The organism is Kitasatospora sp. NPDC059747 (genome assembly GCF_042732955.1).
Classification (GTDB): Bacteria; Actinomycetota; Actinomycetes; order Streptomycetales; family Streptomycetaceae; genus Kitasatospora.
This window is the reverse complement of record NZ_JBHWGV010000033.1, coordinates 37671-53008: the sequence shown is the minus strand read 5'-3', so window position 1 is coordinate 53008 and position 15338 is coordinate 37671. Positions and strand designations below refer to the sequence as shown.

The window sequence follows — 15338 nt, the reverse complement described above, 5'->3', positions numbered from 1 at the left end:
CCCCGCGCCCCCCCGCCGAGCCCCCCCGCCCCCTGGGCGCGCGCGCGGCGCGGGGAGCCGGCCGCCCCCCACGGCCCCCGGCGCGGGGGCGGCCCGACCCGTCGTGCCCCGGTATCGCGACCGGGGCGGTCTGTGCGGGCTGCTCAGCAGCCCGGGAGGGCCTCGCAGGGCGGGGCCGCACCGGTGACGCCGGCCGGGCGGGTGGTGCGCAACCGACGGCTCCTCACGTGTCCGGTGTGCCGGATCGGGGTCGGGTGCCCGGTGGCTCCCGGCGCCTGGTGGGCACGCGGCACGGCTGGTCCTTCCCCCGTACGTCCGGGGGCACGACACCGTTTCCGACCTGGGCTTGAGGGGTACTCAGCCCTGCGCGGCATCGACAGCGGTCGAAACTTAGTGCTATCCGGCCATCCCTTGCAAAGTGGAAAACCGGCTGGTAGCCCGGGGTGCCGGACAGTTGCAGCCGCCCGGTGGCGAAGGTGTGCGTGCCCGCGGAAGAAGCGATGGCGGGCCGGAGGTGGGAGCCGCCCTCCGGCGGCCCCGCACGGCCGGTCGGCCCTTCTGCCGCCTGGTGAACGGCCGTTGCGGGGGGGCGGGGGCGGGGTCGGGGACGTCAAGGGTTTCCCCGGCGAGGTTCGTGTGGGGACCAGCTGCCCCTACGCCCGGGTGCCCGGGACGCCGAGCTGGGCGGCGAGCCAGGGCAGGGCCTGGACGAAGGTCGCGGCGCCGGTCTGCCAGGTGTGCTTGCCGGAGCCGACGGCCGTCGTCGTGCGGATGCCGTCCTTCTTCGCCGCGTCGTTCAGCACCTTGGCCGACTCGATCTGGCCGTGCTCCTCGTCGCCCTGGCCGAAGTAGCCGGACACGCCCTGGTACTTGGGGTGGTGGGCGAGGACGGTCACCGGGTCGTGCGCGGACCACGCGGCGGCGTCACCGCCGTAGAGCTCCTGGACGGTGTGGTCCTTGTCGCCGATGTACGGGCCCTTGTCGCCCGAGAAGTCGCCGAAGTGGGTGAAGACCGTGGGGTGTTCGACGGTGAGGTCGAAGGCGCAGGTGCCGCCCATCGACCAGCCGGCCACGCCCCACTTGTGCGGGTCGGTGGCGGCGTTGAAGGTCTTCTGGACGAACGGCGGGACGTCCTTGACCAGGTGGCTCTCGGAGTTGCCGTGCGGGCCGTCCACGCACTCGGTGTCCACCCGGAAGCCGCCGGTCGCGTCGACGAAGACGAGGATCGGCGCGAAGCCGTTGTGCTTGGCGGCGAACGCGTCCGCCGTCTTCACCGCGTCGCCGGAGCGGATCCAGTTGTCCGGCGCCGAGAACTCGCCGCCGATCATCTCCAGGACCGGCAGCTTGGGCCGGCTCTGGCTGCGGAACCACGCGGGCGGCAGGTAGACCAGCTCCTGACGGTGCGCGAAGCCGCTGGCGGTGTCCGGGATGTCGACCTGGACGATGCGGCCGGTCTTCGTCTTCCCGTGCATCGAGCCGAGCTGGGCGAGCGTGATCTGGTCCGGCAGCGGGTCGCCGCTCAGCTCGCCGACCGCGTCGCCGATGGTCGGGTAGTAGCCGGTGGCCACGTTGAGGCTGTTGGCCGCCGCGAACAGCGCGAGGACGGCGGCGAGCGGCGCCAGCGCCCGCCGCCACCAGCGGGCGCCGCGCCAGCCGAACCCGAGCACGCTGAACGCCCCCACCGCCACGCCGCTCCACAGCCAGACGCCGAACGGGATCGGGTCGGTGATGCCGGACAGGGTCAGCACCCCGACCGCCGCGAGCGCGGTCAGGCCCGCCGCCGCCCCGAGGGCGATCGGACCCCACTTGACGCGCCAGGTCCGGTCCCGCCAGCCGACGGCGGTGACGAACAGGGCGACGGCGACGGCCTGTACGGTCCACGGGAACCAGCCGCCGAGCAGCGAGACGTTCATGCGGCGGAGGCTAGGACGGGGACATGAGAGGGCGCTTAAAGGCTGGTGATCGTCTGATGGTCCGCTGGGAGGCGCCTGGGAGCCCGTCGGTGCGGGGCGTCGGGCCTCAGGGCCGCCGGAACAGCGCGGTGAGCAGGAACGGCACGCCGAAGAGCGGCGAGTCCGGGGACTGCTCGGCCATCGGACGGATCTCGACCGGCTCGAAGTCCGCGAAGAGGGCGCGCAGTTCCTCGGGCGCGTAGGCGAGGCCGCCCTCCAGGCCGCCGACGCGGTACAGGTCCTCGTCGGGCCGCTCCGAGCCCATCGCCCCGGCGGCGAAGGTGCTGAGCACGAAGTGGCCGCCGGGCGCGAGGACCCGGTCGAGCAGGGCGAGGTAGCCGACCCTGCGGTGCGGCGGCAGGTGGTGGAGGCAGCCGGAGTCGAGGACGAGGTCGTACCGGGCGTGCGGGAGCTCGACGTCGAAGATGTTCCCGCAGTGGAAGCGCGGGCCGAGCCCGGAGGCCGCCGCCCGCTCCTCGGCCCACGCGACGGCGGCGGGCGAGAGGTCGACGGCGTCGACGTCGAAGCCGAGCGCGGCCAGGTGCAGGGCGTTGCGCCCCGGACCGCAGCCGAGGTCGAGCGCCCGGCCGCCGGGGGCGACGAGGCCGCGGTCGAGGTAGGAGACGAGGTGCTCGTCCGGCTTCGGCACGAAGAACGGGCGCCCGGCGCTCCGGTCGGCGTAGAAGCCGTCCCACCAGGCGGAGGCGTCGGAGGTCCAGCGGTCGGCGGCCGGGGGGAAGAGGCGGTCGAGGAGGGCGAGGACGTCTTCGGTGGTGCGGATCGTGCGGTTCATGGGGTCGAGCCTAGGCGGCTGCGAGAGGCTTTCCCAGGGCCAACTCCCCTACTGGGAAGAGGTGTAGCGGCTCCTGGCGGTGGGCTGCGGAGGGGGCGTCCGGACGCACCGGCCCCGGGGTGTACAGGTGGCGGCGCGGGCGCCAGGGGGCGGGAAGGGCCGTTTCCGGGCGGGGCTGGGAGGTGCCTGGGAACGGCCCCGGATAACGCTTTCGCGACGGTCCTCGACGGGCCCGCCGCGGCCTGCCGTCAGCCCGCGAAGCGCTCGCGCAGGGCGCGCAGGCCGGCCGTGAACACGCCGTGCACCAGGGCCGTCGACGCCTCGCGGTGCTCGCGCTCGACGTCGTACGTGGCGCTCCACTCGACGAACGCCGCGTCGGACTCGGTGACCGGCACCACCCGCAGGGTCGCCCGGTAGGCGCTCAGCTCGAAGGTGCCGTCGGCGAAGCCGTACGTGTAGCTCCGGGCCCCGTCGTCGTAGCCGAGCAGCGTCTCGCTCAGCTCCGTGTCGCCGAGCTCGAAGAGGCGGACGGCGCCGACGGCCGTGCCGCCCAGGTCGTTGCCGCGCCGGCTCGGGGGCAGGTCCGGGTGCCACGCGCCGAGGGCGTGGAAGTCCCCGATCAGCTCCCACACCTTGCCGGCCGGAGCCTCCACCACCGTGCTGACCGTCGTCCCCGCCATGGCCGTTCCCCTTCGTCGCCGGATCCCGTGCGTCCCCGACCATCTTGGCCTGCGGCGAGACGATATGAGGAACGGTCAGGGAAACTCGCGCGTTCGGGCGGACATGAACGAAGAACCGGTGACCCTGCGCCCGATCGCCGAGGCGGACCTTCCGGTCCTCCATACGATGATGAACGACCCCGACGCGCTCGGCGAGTTCCAGTGGTACGGCTGGCGGGACTTCGGGCCGATCCGCCGGCAGTTCGCCGAGGACGGCCTGCTCGCGGACCACCGCTCGGTGCTCGCGGTGGAGAGCGGCGGCGCGTTCGCGGGCTTCGTCTCCTGGCGGCAGGCGAGCCCGCGGGCGGCGTCGGCGTACTGGAACATCGGCGTGCAGCTGCGCCCGGAGGCACGCGGCCGGGGCGTCGGCACGGAGGCCCAACGGCAGCTCGTGGCCTACCTGTTCGCGCACACCCCGGTGATGCGGCTGGAGGCGGACACCGAGGCCACCAACCTCGCCGAGCAGCGCGCCCTGGAGAAGTGCGGCTTCACCCGGGAGGGCGTCCAGCGGGCCCTGGCCTTCCGCGACGGCGCCTGGCGCGACGTCGTGCGCTACAGCATCCTGCGGACGGACCCAAGGCCCTGAGGCCCTGCGGTCCTGAGGTCCTGAGGCCCTACGGCGCTACGGCCGGCTCCGGGCCGGTGCCGGGGTCGCGGGTGAGGAGGTAGCGGGCGCCGGGGCCGGAGGCGGCGGCGCGGTCGGCCGCGTTGTAGAGCGCGCAGCGGGAGAGCGAGAGGCAGCCGCACCCGATGCAGCCGGTGAGCTTGGCCTTGAGGCGCTCCAGTTCGGCGATCTGCTCGTCGATCCGGCTCTGCCAGGACGTGGCGACCGCGTCCCACTCGGTGCCGGTGGGGACGCGGTGCTCGGGGAGGCGGTCGAGGGCGACGCGGGCCTCGTCGAGGGAGAGGCCGACGCGCTGCGCGGCGCGGACGAAGGCGACGCGGCGCAGCGTGGCGCGGTTGTACCGGCGTTGGCCGCCGGCGGTGCGGGTGGCGTGGATGAGGCCGAGGCTCTCGTAGTAGCGCAGGGCGGAGGTGGCGAGGCCGCTGCGTTCGGAGAGCTGGCCGATGGTGAGGAGGTCGTGACGGGTGGGGCCGTGGCCGGGCGCTGCGGTCATGCGGCCCACTCTATCCATGGACTTCAAGCGGACTTCAAGCGGACTGCAAGGGGCTCCAGGGGGCTCCAGGGGGCTCCAGGGGGCTTCGGGTGGGCCGCGGGCGGGTTCGGAGGCCCGGTCAGTCGGTGCCGAACCACTCCTCCGCGAGGTCGTCGAGCGGGAGGCCGCCGATGCCGAGCCGGTCACAGAGCGCAGCGGCGCCCGGCCGCATCACCGATTCGTCGGGCACGACCGCGTCCCACTGCTCTTCCGTCTCCACCACAGGCAGCACGGCAGGACGCTAGGCGTGCGAACGGCCTTGCGGCAACCGGTTTTCCGGCCGGGCCGCGGACACCGTCGGTGATCGCTTGACTTCAAGCTGGCTTTAAGTTGCACCATCATCGTCATGACGAAGCAGATGACGCAGACGACGCAGACGGCGAGCGGGACCCGGGCCGGCGCCCGCTTCGAGGACCTCCCGGCCCTCATGGCGCTGATGACCGGCGACGAGAAGCACGGCCCCGCCGCCACCTCCACGCTGGACGCGCTCTGGGTGCTCTACGACCGGATCCTGCGGGTGACCCCGGGGACGGCCGAGCACCAGGACCGCGACCGCTTCCTGCTCTCCAAGGGCCACGGTCCGATGGCGTACTACGCCGTGCTCGCCGCCAAGGGGTTCATCGACCCCGAGGTGCTGCCGAGCTTCGGGGCCTACGACTCCCCGCTCGGCCACCACCCCGACCGGATGCTGGTCCCGGGCGTCGAGATCGCCTCCGGATCGCTCGGCCACGGCCTGCCGCTGGCCGTCGGCACGGCGCTCGGGCTGCGCGCCCAGGGCCTGGCCGATCCGGCGGTGTGGGTGCTGCTCGGGGACGCGGAGTTCGACGAGGGCTCCAACCACGAGGCGGTGGCCTTCGCCGGCGCCTACGGGCTGGACCGGCTGCACGCGGTGGTCATCGACAACTCCTCGGCCACGCACGGCTGGCAGGGCGGCATCGCGGCCCGGTTCGCGGCCGAGGGCTGGTCGGCGCAGACCGTCGACGGCCGCGACCACGAGGCGCTGCACGCGGCCTACACCGCCACCCACCCGGGCCGCCCGCGGGTCGTGGTGGCCCGCGTCGAGCCCAAGGACTCCTGAGCACTGCCGAGCACTCCCAGGCACTACCGAGCACCGCCGGGCACTCCTGGCCGAGCACCACCGCCGTCACGCACAACCCGCCGATACACAAGGGGACTTCACCGATGGAAACCATGCGCGAGCGCTTCTTCGACGTCACGACCGACCTCCTCGACCAGGACCCGCGCGTCGCCCTCGTCCTCGCCGACATCAGCGCGGCCTCCTTCGCCCCGGCGGCCGGGCGCCACCCCGACCGCGTGATCAACGTCGGCATCCGCGAGCAGCTGCTGATCGGCGCGGCCGGCGGCCTGGCGCTGACCGGGATGCGCCCGATTGCCCACACCTTCGCCAGCTTCCTCGTCGAGCGGCCCTTCGAGCAGGTCAAGCTGGACCTGGTCCACCAGGGCGTCGGCGCGGTCCTGGTGAGCGCGGCCGGCTCGTACGACTGGCCGGCCGGCGGCCGCACCCACATGTCGCCCGGTGACGTCGCGCTGCTGGACACCCTGCCGGACTGGACCGTCCACGTGCCGGGCCACCCGGACGAGGCCGAGACGCTGCTGCGCCACGCCGTCGCGGACGGCGACCGCAACGTGTACGTCCGCCTGTCCGCGCACCAGAACGAGGCGCCGGTGGCCGTCGAGCCGGGCCGGTTCACCGCCGTGCGCGAGGGCTCGGGCGGGGTGGTCGTCGCCGTCGGCCCGATGCTGGACGCGGTGCTGGCGGCGACCGAGGGCCTGGACGTGACCGTGCTGTACGCCGCCACCGTCCGCCCGTTCGACGCGGCCGGGCTGCGCGCGGCCCTGGGCGACCGGCCGGACGTCGTGCTGGTCGAGCCGTACCTGGCCGGGACGTCGGCGAACGAGGCGCACGCGGCGCTGGCCGACCGCCCGCACCGGGTGCTGGGTCTCGGCGTGCCGCGCGAGGAGCACCGGCACTACGGCTCGATCCCCGAGCACCTGGCGGCCTACGGCCTGGACGCGGCCTCGCTGCGGGAGCGGATCGCCACCTTCCTGTGGTAGCCGCGGCCGGTCACGGCAGGACGACGGCCACCGCGTCCGCCCCCAGCCGCACCGTCGGACCGTCCAGTGCGGCCGGCCCGAACGCGGCCACCACCTCCCGCCCTTCGCCGCCCAGCGGCAGCGCGGCCTCGCCGGACCCGAGGTTGACCGCCACCCGGTACGGCCCCCGGTGGACGACCAACCACCGTGCGGTCTCGTCGAATTCGACCCGCACCGTGCCCAGGTCCGGATCGGACAGCTCGGGCCGCTCCCGCCGCAGCCGGATCAACCGCCGGTGCCAGTCGAGCAGTTCGGCGTGCGGCCGGCGCCGCGGCTCGGTCCAGTCGAGCACCGAGCGCAACACGGTGGCCGGCTCCTGCGGGTCCGGGACGGCCTCCGCGCGCCAGCCGTGCTCGGCGAACTCCCGGCGCCGGCCGCGCCGGACGGCCTCGGCGAGGTCGGGGTCGGTGTGGTCGGTGAAGTACTGCCAGGGCGTGGCGGCGCCCCACTCCTCGCCCATGAACAGCATCGGCGTGAACGGCGAGGTGAGCACCAGCGCGGCGCCGGCGGCGAGCCGCCCGGGGGTGAGCGTGGTGGAGATCCGGTCGCCGAGCGCCCGGTTGCCGATCTGGTCGTGGGTCTGCAGGTAGCCGAGCAGCCGGTGCCCGGCGCCGGCCGGCGCGAACGGGCGCCCGTGGCGGCGCCCGCGGAAGGCGGACCAGGTGCCGTCGTGGAAGTACCCGCGGGTGAGCGTCCTCGCGACGGCGGCGAGCGGCGCCCGCGCGAAGTCGCCGTAGTAGCCCTGGGATTCGCCGGTCAGGGCGGCGTGCAGGGCGTGGTGGAAGTCGTCGCTCCACTGGGCGTCGAGACCCTGGCCGCCGGCCTCGCGCGGCGTGGTGGTGCGCGGGGTGTTGAGGTCGGACTCGGCGATCAGGAACAGCGGGCGGTTGGTGGCCGCCGCCAACTTCTCGACCTCGCCGGACAGTTCCTCCAGGAAGTGCACCGCCCGGTCGTCCGCGAGGGCGTGCACGGCGTCCAGGCGCAGCCCGTCGATGCGGTAGTCGCGCAGCCAGGAGAGCGCGCTGCCGATGAGGTACGTCCGCACGTCGTCGGAGCCGGGGCCGTCCAGATTGATCGCGGAGCCCCACGGGGTGTGGTGCCGGTCGGTGAAGTACGGGCCGAACGCCGGAAGGTGGTTGCCGGACGGGCCGAGGTGGTTGTGGACGACGTCGAGGATCACCCCGAGGCCCGCGCGGTGCGCCGCGTCGACGAAGCGCTTCAGGCCCTCGGGCCCGCCGTAGGGCTCGTGGACGGCCCACAGGGAGACGCCGTCGTAGCCCCAGCCGTGCTTGCCGGGGAACGGGCAGACGGGCATCAGCTCGACGAAGTCGACGCCCAGGCCGACGAGGTGGTCGAGGTGTTCGGCGGCGCCGTCGAAGGTGCCGCGGGCGGTGAAGGTGCCGACGTGCAGCTCGTAGACCACCGCCCCGGGCAGCGGGCGGCCGCGCCAGCCGGTGTGCGACCAGCGGAACGCGGCGTGGTCGACGGCCCGGCTCGGGCCGTCCGGGCCGTGCGGCTGCCGGGCCGAGCGCGGGTCGGGCAGGGGGCGGCCGCCGTCGAGGCGGAACGCGTAGTCGCCCTCCGGCGCCTCGCCGCCCCACCAGCCGTCCCGGTCCGGGCGGCGGCCCAACGGGTGGGGGACGCCGTCGACTTCGACCTCGACCCGGTGGGCGGCGAACGGCGCCCACACCTCGTACGGCCTCACGCCGGGCTCCTCCTCGTCAGCAGCGCCACGGGGTACGTCGCCAGCAGGTCGGCGGCCGGCACCGGTCCCGCCGGGTGCGTGCGGTGGGTCAGTTCGTCCGTCCACGGCCCGCCCGCGGGCAGGTCGAGGAAGGTGTCCCGCCAGCCGCCGGCGCGCTCCAGGCCGTACGGGAGGCGGGTGACGGCGGTGACGACGTCGTCGCCGCGGGCGAAGGCCAGCAGGTGGTCGGAGGCGAGGTCGGTGGCGGGCAGCGGCCGGTAGGGGCCGAGCGGGCGGGCACGCCGCAGGTGCAGGGCGGTCGCGGTGAGGTGGAGCTTCTCGCGGGCGAGGTCGCCGGGGCGCGGGGTGGCGGCGTCGGTGAGCCGGACGGCGAGGGCGCCGAGGTCGACGACGCCCCGGTTGTCGGGGTCGACGAGGGTGTACAGCGGTTCCTCGCTGCCCTGGTAGAGGTCGGGGACGCCGGGCACGGTGAGGTGCAGCAGCGCGGCGGAGAGCGTGTTGGAGCGGGCGTACGGCGCGAGCGCGTGCACCCGGCCCTCGATGCGGGGGAGCAGCCCGGGGGTGTCGTACACGGCGCGGGCGCGCTCCTCCAGGGCGCGTTCGAAGGGGGCGTCGGGGGCCGTCCACGAGGTGTGCAGCTTGGCCTCGCGGGCGGCCTTGAGGAGGGCGGCGACGAGGCGGTCCGGGCTGATCGGCCAGGCGGCGACGAGGGTGTGCCACAGCAGCCAGTCGCCGTCGCGGTCACCGCCGGGCCCGGCCGCGGCGGACCACGCGGCGGCCTCGGCGGCCCACGCCTCGGGCTGCTCGGCGAGGACGGCGAGGCGGGCGCGGGCGTCGGCGCTGCGCTTGGTGTCGTGGGTGGAGAGCGCGGTCATGCTGAGCGGCCAGGCGCCTTCCAGGTACCGGCACCAGTCGTGGAAGCCGGCGGGCTCCAGTCCGGGGCGGGCGGGTTCGCCGCCGACCTCGTTGAGGCCGGGCAGGGCGTTCCACCGGTAGAAGGCGGTGTCCTCGACGCCCTTGGCGGCGACGGCGGCGGCGGTCTGGGCGAAGCGGGCGCAGAACTCGTCCTTCTCGGGCCCGCGCCCGAGCTCGCCGAGGGCGAGGGCGGCGACGAGGGAGTCGGTGGGGTCCGCCGCGCCGTCGAGCAGCGCGCGCAGGTACCCGTCGTCGCCGGCCTCGCCGGGCCGCACGTACGGTCGGTAGACCGGGTAGCCGGTGAGGAGCCGCTCCAGCGAGGCGCGCAGCTGCCAGGGCGCGTGGTCGGCGTGCTCGGGCTCGGCGGCCCCGACCCGCACCGCGAGCCGGACCAGCCGGTCGACCTCGGCCGCGAGCTCGCCGCGCGGTGCGGTCATCTCGGCCCGGCCGCGCAGGGCCGCGGCGACCGCCGGGTGGGGGTCCGGGCGGAGCTCGGCGGGGGCGGCGGTCCCGTGCAGGAACGCCTCGTAGGCCGCGGCCAGCCGGCCCGCGCCGGCCCGGTCGGTGAGCACCCCGTCGATGCGGCGCAGCGCGTCGTACCCGGTGGTGCCGGCGCACGGCCAGTCGGCGGGCAGCCGCTCGTCCCCGGTGAGGATCTTCTCGACGACGGTGTAGGCGCCGTCGGTGGCCGCGGCGAGGCGGGCCAGGTAGCCGCGCGGGTCGGCGAGCCCGTCGGGGTGGTCGATCCGGAAGCCGTCGAGGACGCCGTCGGCGTGCAGCCGCAGCAGCACGGCGTGGGTGGCGTCGAAGACCTCGGGCTCCTCGACCCGCACGGCGATCAGCTCGTTGACGGTGAAGAAGCGCCGGTAGTTGAGCTCGGTGCGGGCCAGGCGCCACCAGGCGAGGCGGTACCACTGGCGGGCGAGGAGTTCGCCGAGCGGCAGGTGCCCGGTGCCGGGGCGCAGCGGCAGGACGTGGTCGTGGTAGCGCAGCACGTCGCCGTCGACGGTGATCCGGCCGAGTTCGTCGCCGAGCCGCCCGCCGAGCAGCGGCAGCAGCACCCGGCCGCGTCCGGGGGCGTCGGCGGGGCCGGGCTGGGCGGCCCAGTCGATGTCGAACCAGCGCGCGTACGGGGAGTCGGGCCCGTCGCGCAGGACCTCCCACAGCTGCCGGTTGAGCCGTTCGGGGACGGGCACGGCCATGTGGTTGGGCACGACGTCGGCGAGCAGCCGCAGGCCGTGCCGGTGCGCGGCGGCGGCCAGCTCGCGCAGGGCGGGCTCGCCGCCGAGCTGTTCGCTGACGCGGCCGTGGTCGACGGTGTCGTAGCCGTGGGTGGAGCCGGGGGCGGCCTCCAGCAGCGGGGACAGGTGGAGGTGGGAGACGCCGAGGGCGGCGAGGTAGGGGACGGCGGCGGTGGCGTCGCGGAGGGTGAAGCCGGGCTGGAGCTGGAGTCGGTAGCCGGCGGTCGGCGTCCAGGACGGGGGGACACTGGCGGCCGGGCGGGTCCGTGCGGGCTCGGCGGCGGAGGTCATAGCTCCATGAGTACCCGGGGGAGCCCGCCGCCAAGACCCGCTGCTGATCCGAACAGGTGACCGCCCGCGGGTTCACGCCGGGCGCTGGAGCACCATGAGCGACCGGTCGGTGAGCCAGAGCGTGTCGCCGGCCTTGACCCGGGCGCCGGTGCCGGGGGCGGGCAGCCGGGGCTGCGCGGTGTCCACCACGACCTGCCACTCCTGGCCGTGGTCGGCGGGGACGGTGAACTCCAGCGGCTCGAAGTGCGCGTTGAACATGAGGAGGAAGGAGTCGTCGACGATCCGCCCGCCGCGCCGGTCGGGCTCGGAGATCGCGTAGCCGTTGAGGAAGACGGTGAGCGACTTGGCGTAGCTGGCGCCCCAGTTGCGCTTGGTCATCTCCTCCCCGCTCGGGGTGAACCAGGCGATGTCGGTGAGGTCGTCGTAGCCGCCCGCCTCCGCCGCCGCGCGGCCGGCGGCCGGCTGCCCGGAGACCACCCGCCCGGAGACCGGCCGCCCGTGGAAGAAGCGGCGGCGGCGGAACACCGGGTGGTCGCGGCGCAGCCAGATCATCCCCTGGGTGAACTCCAGCAGCCGCGCCTGCGGCCCGTCCTCCTGCGGCCAGTGCACCCAGGTGAGCTCGTTGTCCTGGCAGTAGGCGTTGTTGTTGCCGTGCTGGGTGCGGCCGAGCTCGTCGCCGTGGGAGAGCATCGGCACGCCCTGGGAGAGCATCAGGGTGGCGATGAGGTTGCGCTGCTGGCGCGCTCTCAGCTCCTCGACGGCCGGGTCGTTGCTCGGGCCCTCGACGCCGCAGTTCCAGGAACGGTTGAAGGACTCGCCGTCCCGGTTGTCCTCGCCGTTGGCCGCGTTGTGCTTCTCGTTGAAGGAGACGAGGTCGCGCAGGGTGAAACCGTCGTGGCAGGTCACGAAGTTGATGGAGGCGATGGGCCGGCGGCCGTCGTCCTGGTAGAGGTCGGAGGAGCCGGTGAGCCGGGAGCCGAACTCGGCGAGCGCGGCGGTCTCGCCGCGCCACAGGTCGCGCACGGTGTCCCGGTACATGCCGTTCCACTCCGTCCACAGCGGCGGGAAGTTGCCGACCTGGTAGCCGCCCTCGCCGAGGTCCCAGGGCTCGGCGATCAGCTTGGCCTGGGAGACGACCGGGTCCTGCTGGACGAGGTCGAAGAAGGAGGAGAGCCGGTCGACCTCGTGGAACTGCCGGGCCAGGGTGGCGGCCAGGTCGAAGCGGAAGCCGTCGACGTGCATCTCGGTGACCCAGTAGCGCAGCGAGTCCATGATCAGCTGGAGCACGTGCGGACTGCGCATCAGCAGGCTGTTGCCGGTGCCGGTGGTGTCCTCGTAGAACCGCTGGTCCTGGGCGAGCCGGTAGTAGGAGACGTTGTCCAGGCCGCGCAGGGAGAGCGTCGGCCCGAGGTGGTTGCCCTCGGCGGTGTGGTTGTAGACGACGTCCAGGATCACCTCGATCCCGGCCGCGTGCAGCGCCTTGACCATCGACTTGAACTCCTGCACCTGCTGGCCGCGGTCGCCGTCGGAGGAGTAGGAGGAGTGCGGGGCGAAGAAGCCGATCGTGTTGTAGCCCCAGTAGTTGGCGAGGCCGAGGTCGCGCAGCCGGTGGTCGCGGACGAACTGGTGCACCGGCATCAGCTCGATCGCGGTGACGCCGAGCTTGGCGAGGTGCTCGATCACCGCCGGGTGGGCGAGGCCCGCGTAGGTGCCGCGGATCTCCTCGGGGATGCCGGGGTGCAGCCGGGTGAGGCCCTTGACGTGCGCCTCGTAGATGACGGTCCGGTGGTAGTCGGTGCGCGGCGGGTGGTCGGTGCCCCAGTCGAAGTAGGGGTTGATGACCACCGAGTGCATCGTGTGCGGGGCGGAGTCGAGGTCGTTGCGGCGCTCGGGGGCGCCGAAGTGGTAGCCGTAGACGGACTCGTCCCAGTCGACGTTCCCGCTCATCGCCTTGGCGTACGGGTCCAGGAGCAGCTTGGCGCTGTTGTGCCGCTGGCCGAGCCCCGGGTTGTACGGCCCGTGGACGCGGAAGCCGTAGCGCTGGCCGGGCTGGACGCCCGGGAGGTAGGCGTGGCGCACGAAGGCGTCCGTCTCGCGCAGCTCGACGGCGCTCTCCGAGCCGTCCCCGTCGATCAGGCACAGCTCGATCCGGTCGGCGCTCTCGGAGAACACCGCGAAGTTGGTACCGGCCCCGTCGTAGGTGGCGCCGAGGGGGTAGGGCTTGCCGGGCCAGACCTGCATGAGTCCTCAACTTCCTTGCCAAAAAAGAAAACTGACGTCCAGTCCAAGAATCAGCGGCTGTCTTCCCGGCCGTGCGGCCGGGCATGTGCGGCGTACGCGCGCCGTGACGCACGGCACAGTCCGCATACTCCACGACCCTTCCCCCGGTCGCCGGGACCCGTGCCCTGCGTTAGCCCGAACGGGCGTCCGGGCGGTATTCCTCCGATTAAGCCCGGCGCTGTGACGGGTGGGTCCCCTGGTGCGTCCGCGCCCCCTCGGGCAACCGGCTGCGGACGGCTCTCGGCGGGCAGTACCCTTGATCGTCCGGCCGCCCCGGCCGACCGGTGCTAGTCAACGGCCCGTCAACGGTCCCCGCACCCGCGGGGGTCAGCCGCAGATGAGGTGGCGCATGGTGTTCCCTGCTGGCGGCCGTGGCGCCGGGCCCGACGGCCCCGAGCGGGGCGGCGCCCGCAGCGAGGCGCCCACGGTGGTCATGCGCCCCACCATGACCGGCCGCTCCCTGGTGCCCGCCCAGGGCGGCCCGGTGGAGATCCCCGCCCTCGCCTGGTCCGGCGCCGAGTGGGAGGACGCCTACCAGCGCGTGCGCCTGTCCGGGCGCGCCTACGTCTGGCTCAACCTGGTCGAGCAGCGGCTGCGCTCCCTCGTCGACGAGGTCCTGCACCCCATCTACGCCCCCGCCCACGGCGAGGACTGGGTCACCGCCGCCGCCGGCCCGGCGGGCGAGGAGTGGGCGCACCGCGCCGGCGCCGTCCGGGAGGTCAGCCGCCGCAAGGGCTACCTGCTCGACCCCGCCGACGACGACCCGCTGGTCTTCCTCACCCTGCCCCAGCTGCGCGAGCTCATGGTCCAGCACTGGCCGTGCTTCGAGCCCTACCTCGCCGACCGGCGCGAGATCGAACTCGCCCTGGACGAGCTGGAGGTGGCCCGGCACGTGGTCTCCCGCAACCGCGTCCTCACCCAGACCGTCCTCGCCCAGACCGAGCGCGCCGCCGCCCGCCTGCTCGCCCTGCTCGACGGCGGCGCCGGCGGGGTGCCCGCCGACGTCGTCGAGTCGCTGGTCGCCGGCCGGTACGCGGACGTCGTCGCGGTGCACGCCGACCGGGTCCGCCTCCAGCGCGACCTGCCCGTCGAGGACCTCCTGGACGGCGCCCGGCGGCTGGACGCGCTCGGCATCGGCCTCGGCATGCTCTGCCAGAACTACACCGGCAAGCGCCTGGTGCGCCTGGCCGGCGAAGGCTGCCGGATGCGGCTGCTGTTCCTCAACCCGGCGAGCAGCGCCGTGCGCCGCCGTGAGCGCGAACTCGGCCTCGGCCGCGGCGAGTTGTCCCGCTCGATCGAGATGAACATCATGCACGTCCGCCGGGTTCGGGCCCGGCTGCGCGACCCGGGCGGCTTCGAGATCCGGGTCTTCGACGAGACCCCGCGCTTCACCGCCTACCTCGTCGAGGGCCCGCGCCCCGAGGGCCGCGGCGGCCGCCGGGCCGGCCGCGACCTCGGCGTCGTCCAGCCCTACCTGCGCCGCGCCCGCGGCATGGAGTCCCCCGCGCTCGTCCTGCGCGGCGGCGCCGGCCAGCAGCCCGGCGGCACGGAGGCGGGCCTGCTGGAGGTCTACCGCGAGGAGTTCGAGGGGGTCTGGGCGGACTCCCGGCCCGTGTCCTGAGCCGCGTCCACCTCTCGGGCGGCGCTGGTGGGGCGGGTGCGGACGCTGCCAGACTGCGCGCCGTGAACAGCCTCCCGCACTGGACCCTGGAGCCCGCCCGGCCCGAGGACGTCGACCGCGTCTGCGACCTCAAGGACCAGGTCATGCGCGCCGACCTGGAACGCCTCGGCCGCTGGGATCCGCAGCGCTCCCGCCGGCGCGTGCGGGACGCCTTCTCCACCGCGCACACGTCCGTCCTGCTGGTCGAGGGGGCCTTCGCCGGCTCCCTCAGCGTCCGGCCCGACGAGCGGGGCGGGCGCCACCTGGAGCTGTTCTACCTCGCCCCGCACCTCCAGGGCCGGGGCCTCGGCACGGCCGTGCTGCGCCACGTCCTCGCCGAGGCCGACGCGGCCGGGGAGCCGGTGCGCCTCGTCGTCCTGCGGGGCAGCGCCGCCCAGCGCCTGTACGAGCGCCACGGCTTCGTCCTGGAACGCGAGGACCGGGTCGACGTCCTCCTCGTTCGTGAACCCCGGACGCGGCAGAATCGTTTCGCCACTTGAGATGGCCTCA

General features: G+C 74.4%; 13 protein-coding genes. 5 read left to right on the top strand and 8 right to left on the bottom strand.

The features are described 5' to 3' along the window. Window positions 1-653: 653 nt before the first annotated feature. The 3 genes from ACFV4G_RS17080 to ACFV4G_RS17070 all read right to left on the bottom strand — a co-directional run bounded on the left by ACFV4G_RS17080 (window position 654) and on the right by ACFV4G_RS17070 (window position 3425). A complete protein-coding gene (locus ACFV4G_RS17080) occupies window positions 654-1913 on the bottom strand; it encodes an alpha/beta hydrolase (protein WP_380441000.1) in 1260 nt (419 codons plus the stop codon). Between the two features lie 106 nt (window positions 1914-2019). Beyond that, window positions 2020-2745 (bottom strand): class I SAM-dependent methyltransferase, encoded by a 726-nt coding sequence (locus ACFV4G_RS17075; protein WP_380440998.1) that lies wholly within the window; start codon window positions 2743-2745, stop codon window positions 2020-2022. Window positions 2746-2993: 248 nt separating this feature from the next. Then, window positions 2994-3425 (bottom strand): SRPBCC family protein, encoded by a 432-nt coding sequence (locus ACFV4G_RS17070; RefSeq protein WP_380440996.1) that lies wholly within the window; start codon window positions 3423-3425, stop codon window positions 2994-2996. Window positions 3426-3528: 103 nt separating this feature from the next. Between ACFV4G_RS17070 and ACFV4G_RS17065 the strand changes: the two genes are divergently transcribed. Then, a complete protein-coding gene (locus tag ACFV4G_RS17065) occupies window positions 3529-4050 on the top strand; it encodes a GNAT family N-acetyltransferase (protein WP_380440994.1) in 522 nt (173 codons plus the stop codon). Window positions 4051-4078: 28 nt separating this feature from the next. Here the strand turns inward: ACFV4G_RS17065 and soxR are convergent, their stop codons facing one another. Together soxR and ACFV4G_RS17055 are read right to left on the bottom strand one after the other, a co-directional pair. Then, entirely contained in the window at window positions 4079-4582 is a 504-nt protein-coding gene (gene soxR / locus ACFV4G_RS17060; protein ID WP_380440992.1) for a redox-sensitive transcriptional activator SoxR, read from the bottom strand. Between the two features lie 118 nt (window positions 4583-4700). Continuing rightward, complete coding sequence (locus ACFV4G_RS17055) at window positions 4701-4853, bottom strand: hypothetical protein (protein WP_380440991.1); 153 nt, start codon at window positions 4851-4853, stop codon at window positions 4701-4703. A 126-nt stretch (window positions 4854-4979) separates the two neighbouring features. Between ACFV4G_RS17055 and ACFV4G_RS17050 the strand changes: the two genes are divergently transcribed. Together ACFV4G_RS17050 and ACFV4G_RS17045 are read left to right on the top strand one after the other, a co-directional pair. Then, window positions 4980-5699 (top strand): transketolase, encoded by a 720-nt coding sequence (locus tag ACFV4G_RS17050; RefSeq protein WP_380441048.1) that lies wholly within the window; start codon window positions 4980-4982, stop codon window positions 5697-5699. A 104-nt stretch (window positions 5700-5803) separates the two neighbouring features. After that, the gene (locus ACFV4G_RS17045; RefSeq protein ID WP_380440989.1) at window positions 5804-6697 is read left to right on the top strand and encodes a transketolase family protein; all 894 of its coding nucleotides are present in this window, start codon (window positions 5804-5806) and stop codon (window positions 6695-6697) included. 10 nt (window positions 6698-6707) lie between these two features. Here the strand turns inward: ACFV4G_RS17045 and treZ are convergent, their stop codons facing one another. From treZ to glgX, 3 genes are all read right to left on the bottom strand, one after another. Continuing rightward, window positions 6708-8441: a malto-oligosyltrehalose trehalohydrolase gene (gene treZ / locus ACFV4G_RS17040; RefSeq protein ID WP_380440987.1), complete on the bottom strand. Its 1734-nt coding sequence runs from the start codon at window positions 8439-8441 to the stop codon at window positions 6708-6710. Then, window positions 8438-10888, bottom strand: coding sequence for a malto-oligosyltrehalose synthase (gene treY, locus ACFV4G_RS17035; RefSeq protein ID WP_380440985.1), 2451 nt, complete (start codon window positions 10886-10888; stop codon window positions 8438-8440). The genes treZ and treY overlap by 4 nt, the downstream gene beginning before the upstream one ends. Window positions 10889-10960: 72 nt before the next feature. Then, window positions 10961-13129, bottom strand: a complete 2169-nt coding sequence (gene glgX, locus ACFV4G_RS17030; RefSeq protein ID WP_380440983.1) for a glycogen debranching protein GlgX — start codon at window positions 13127-13129, stop codon at window positions 10961-10963. Between the two features lie 388 nt (window positions 13130-13517). Between glgX and ACFV4G_RS17025 the strand changes: the two genes are divergently transcribed. Together ACFV4G_RS17025 and ACFV4G_RS17020 are read left to right on the top strand one after the other, a co-directional pair. Beyond that, complete coding sequence (locus tag ACFV4G_RS17025; protein ID WP_380440981.1) at window positions 13518-14789, top strand: SAV2148 family HEPN domain-containing protein; 1272 nt, start codon at window positions 13518-13520, stop codon at window positions 14787-14789. A gap of 62 nt (window positions 14790-14851) precedes the next feature. Further along, window positions 14852-15328: a GNAT family N-acetyltransferase gene (locus ACFV4G_RS17020; RefSeq protein ID WP_380440979.1), complete on the top strand. Its 477-nt coding sequence runs from the start codon at window positions 14852-14854 to the stop codon at window positions 15326-15328. Window positions 15329-15338 lie beyond the last annotated feature (10 nt).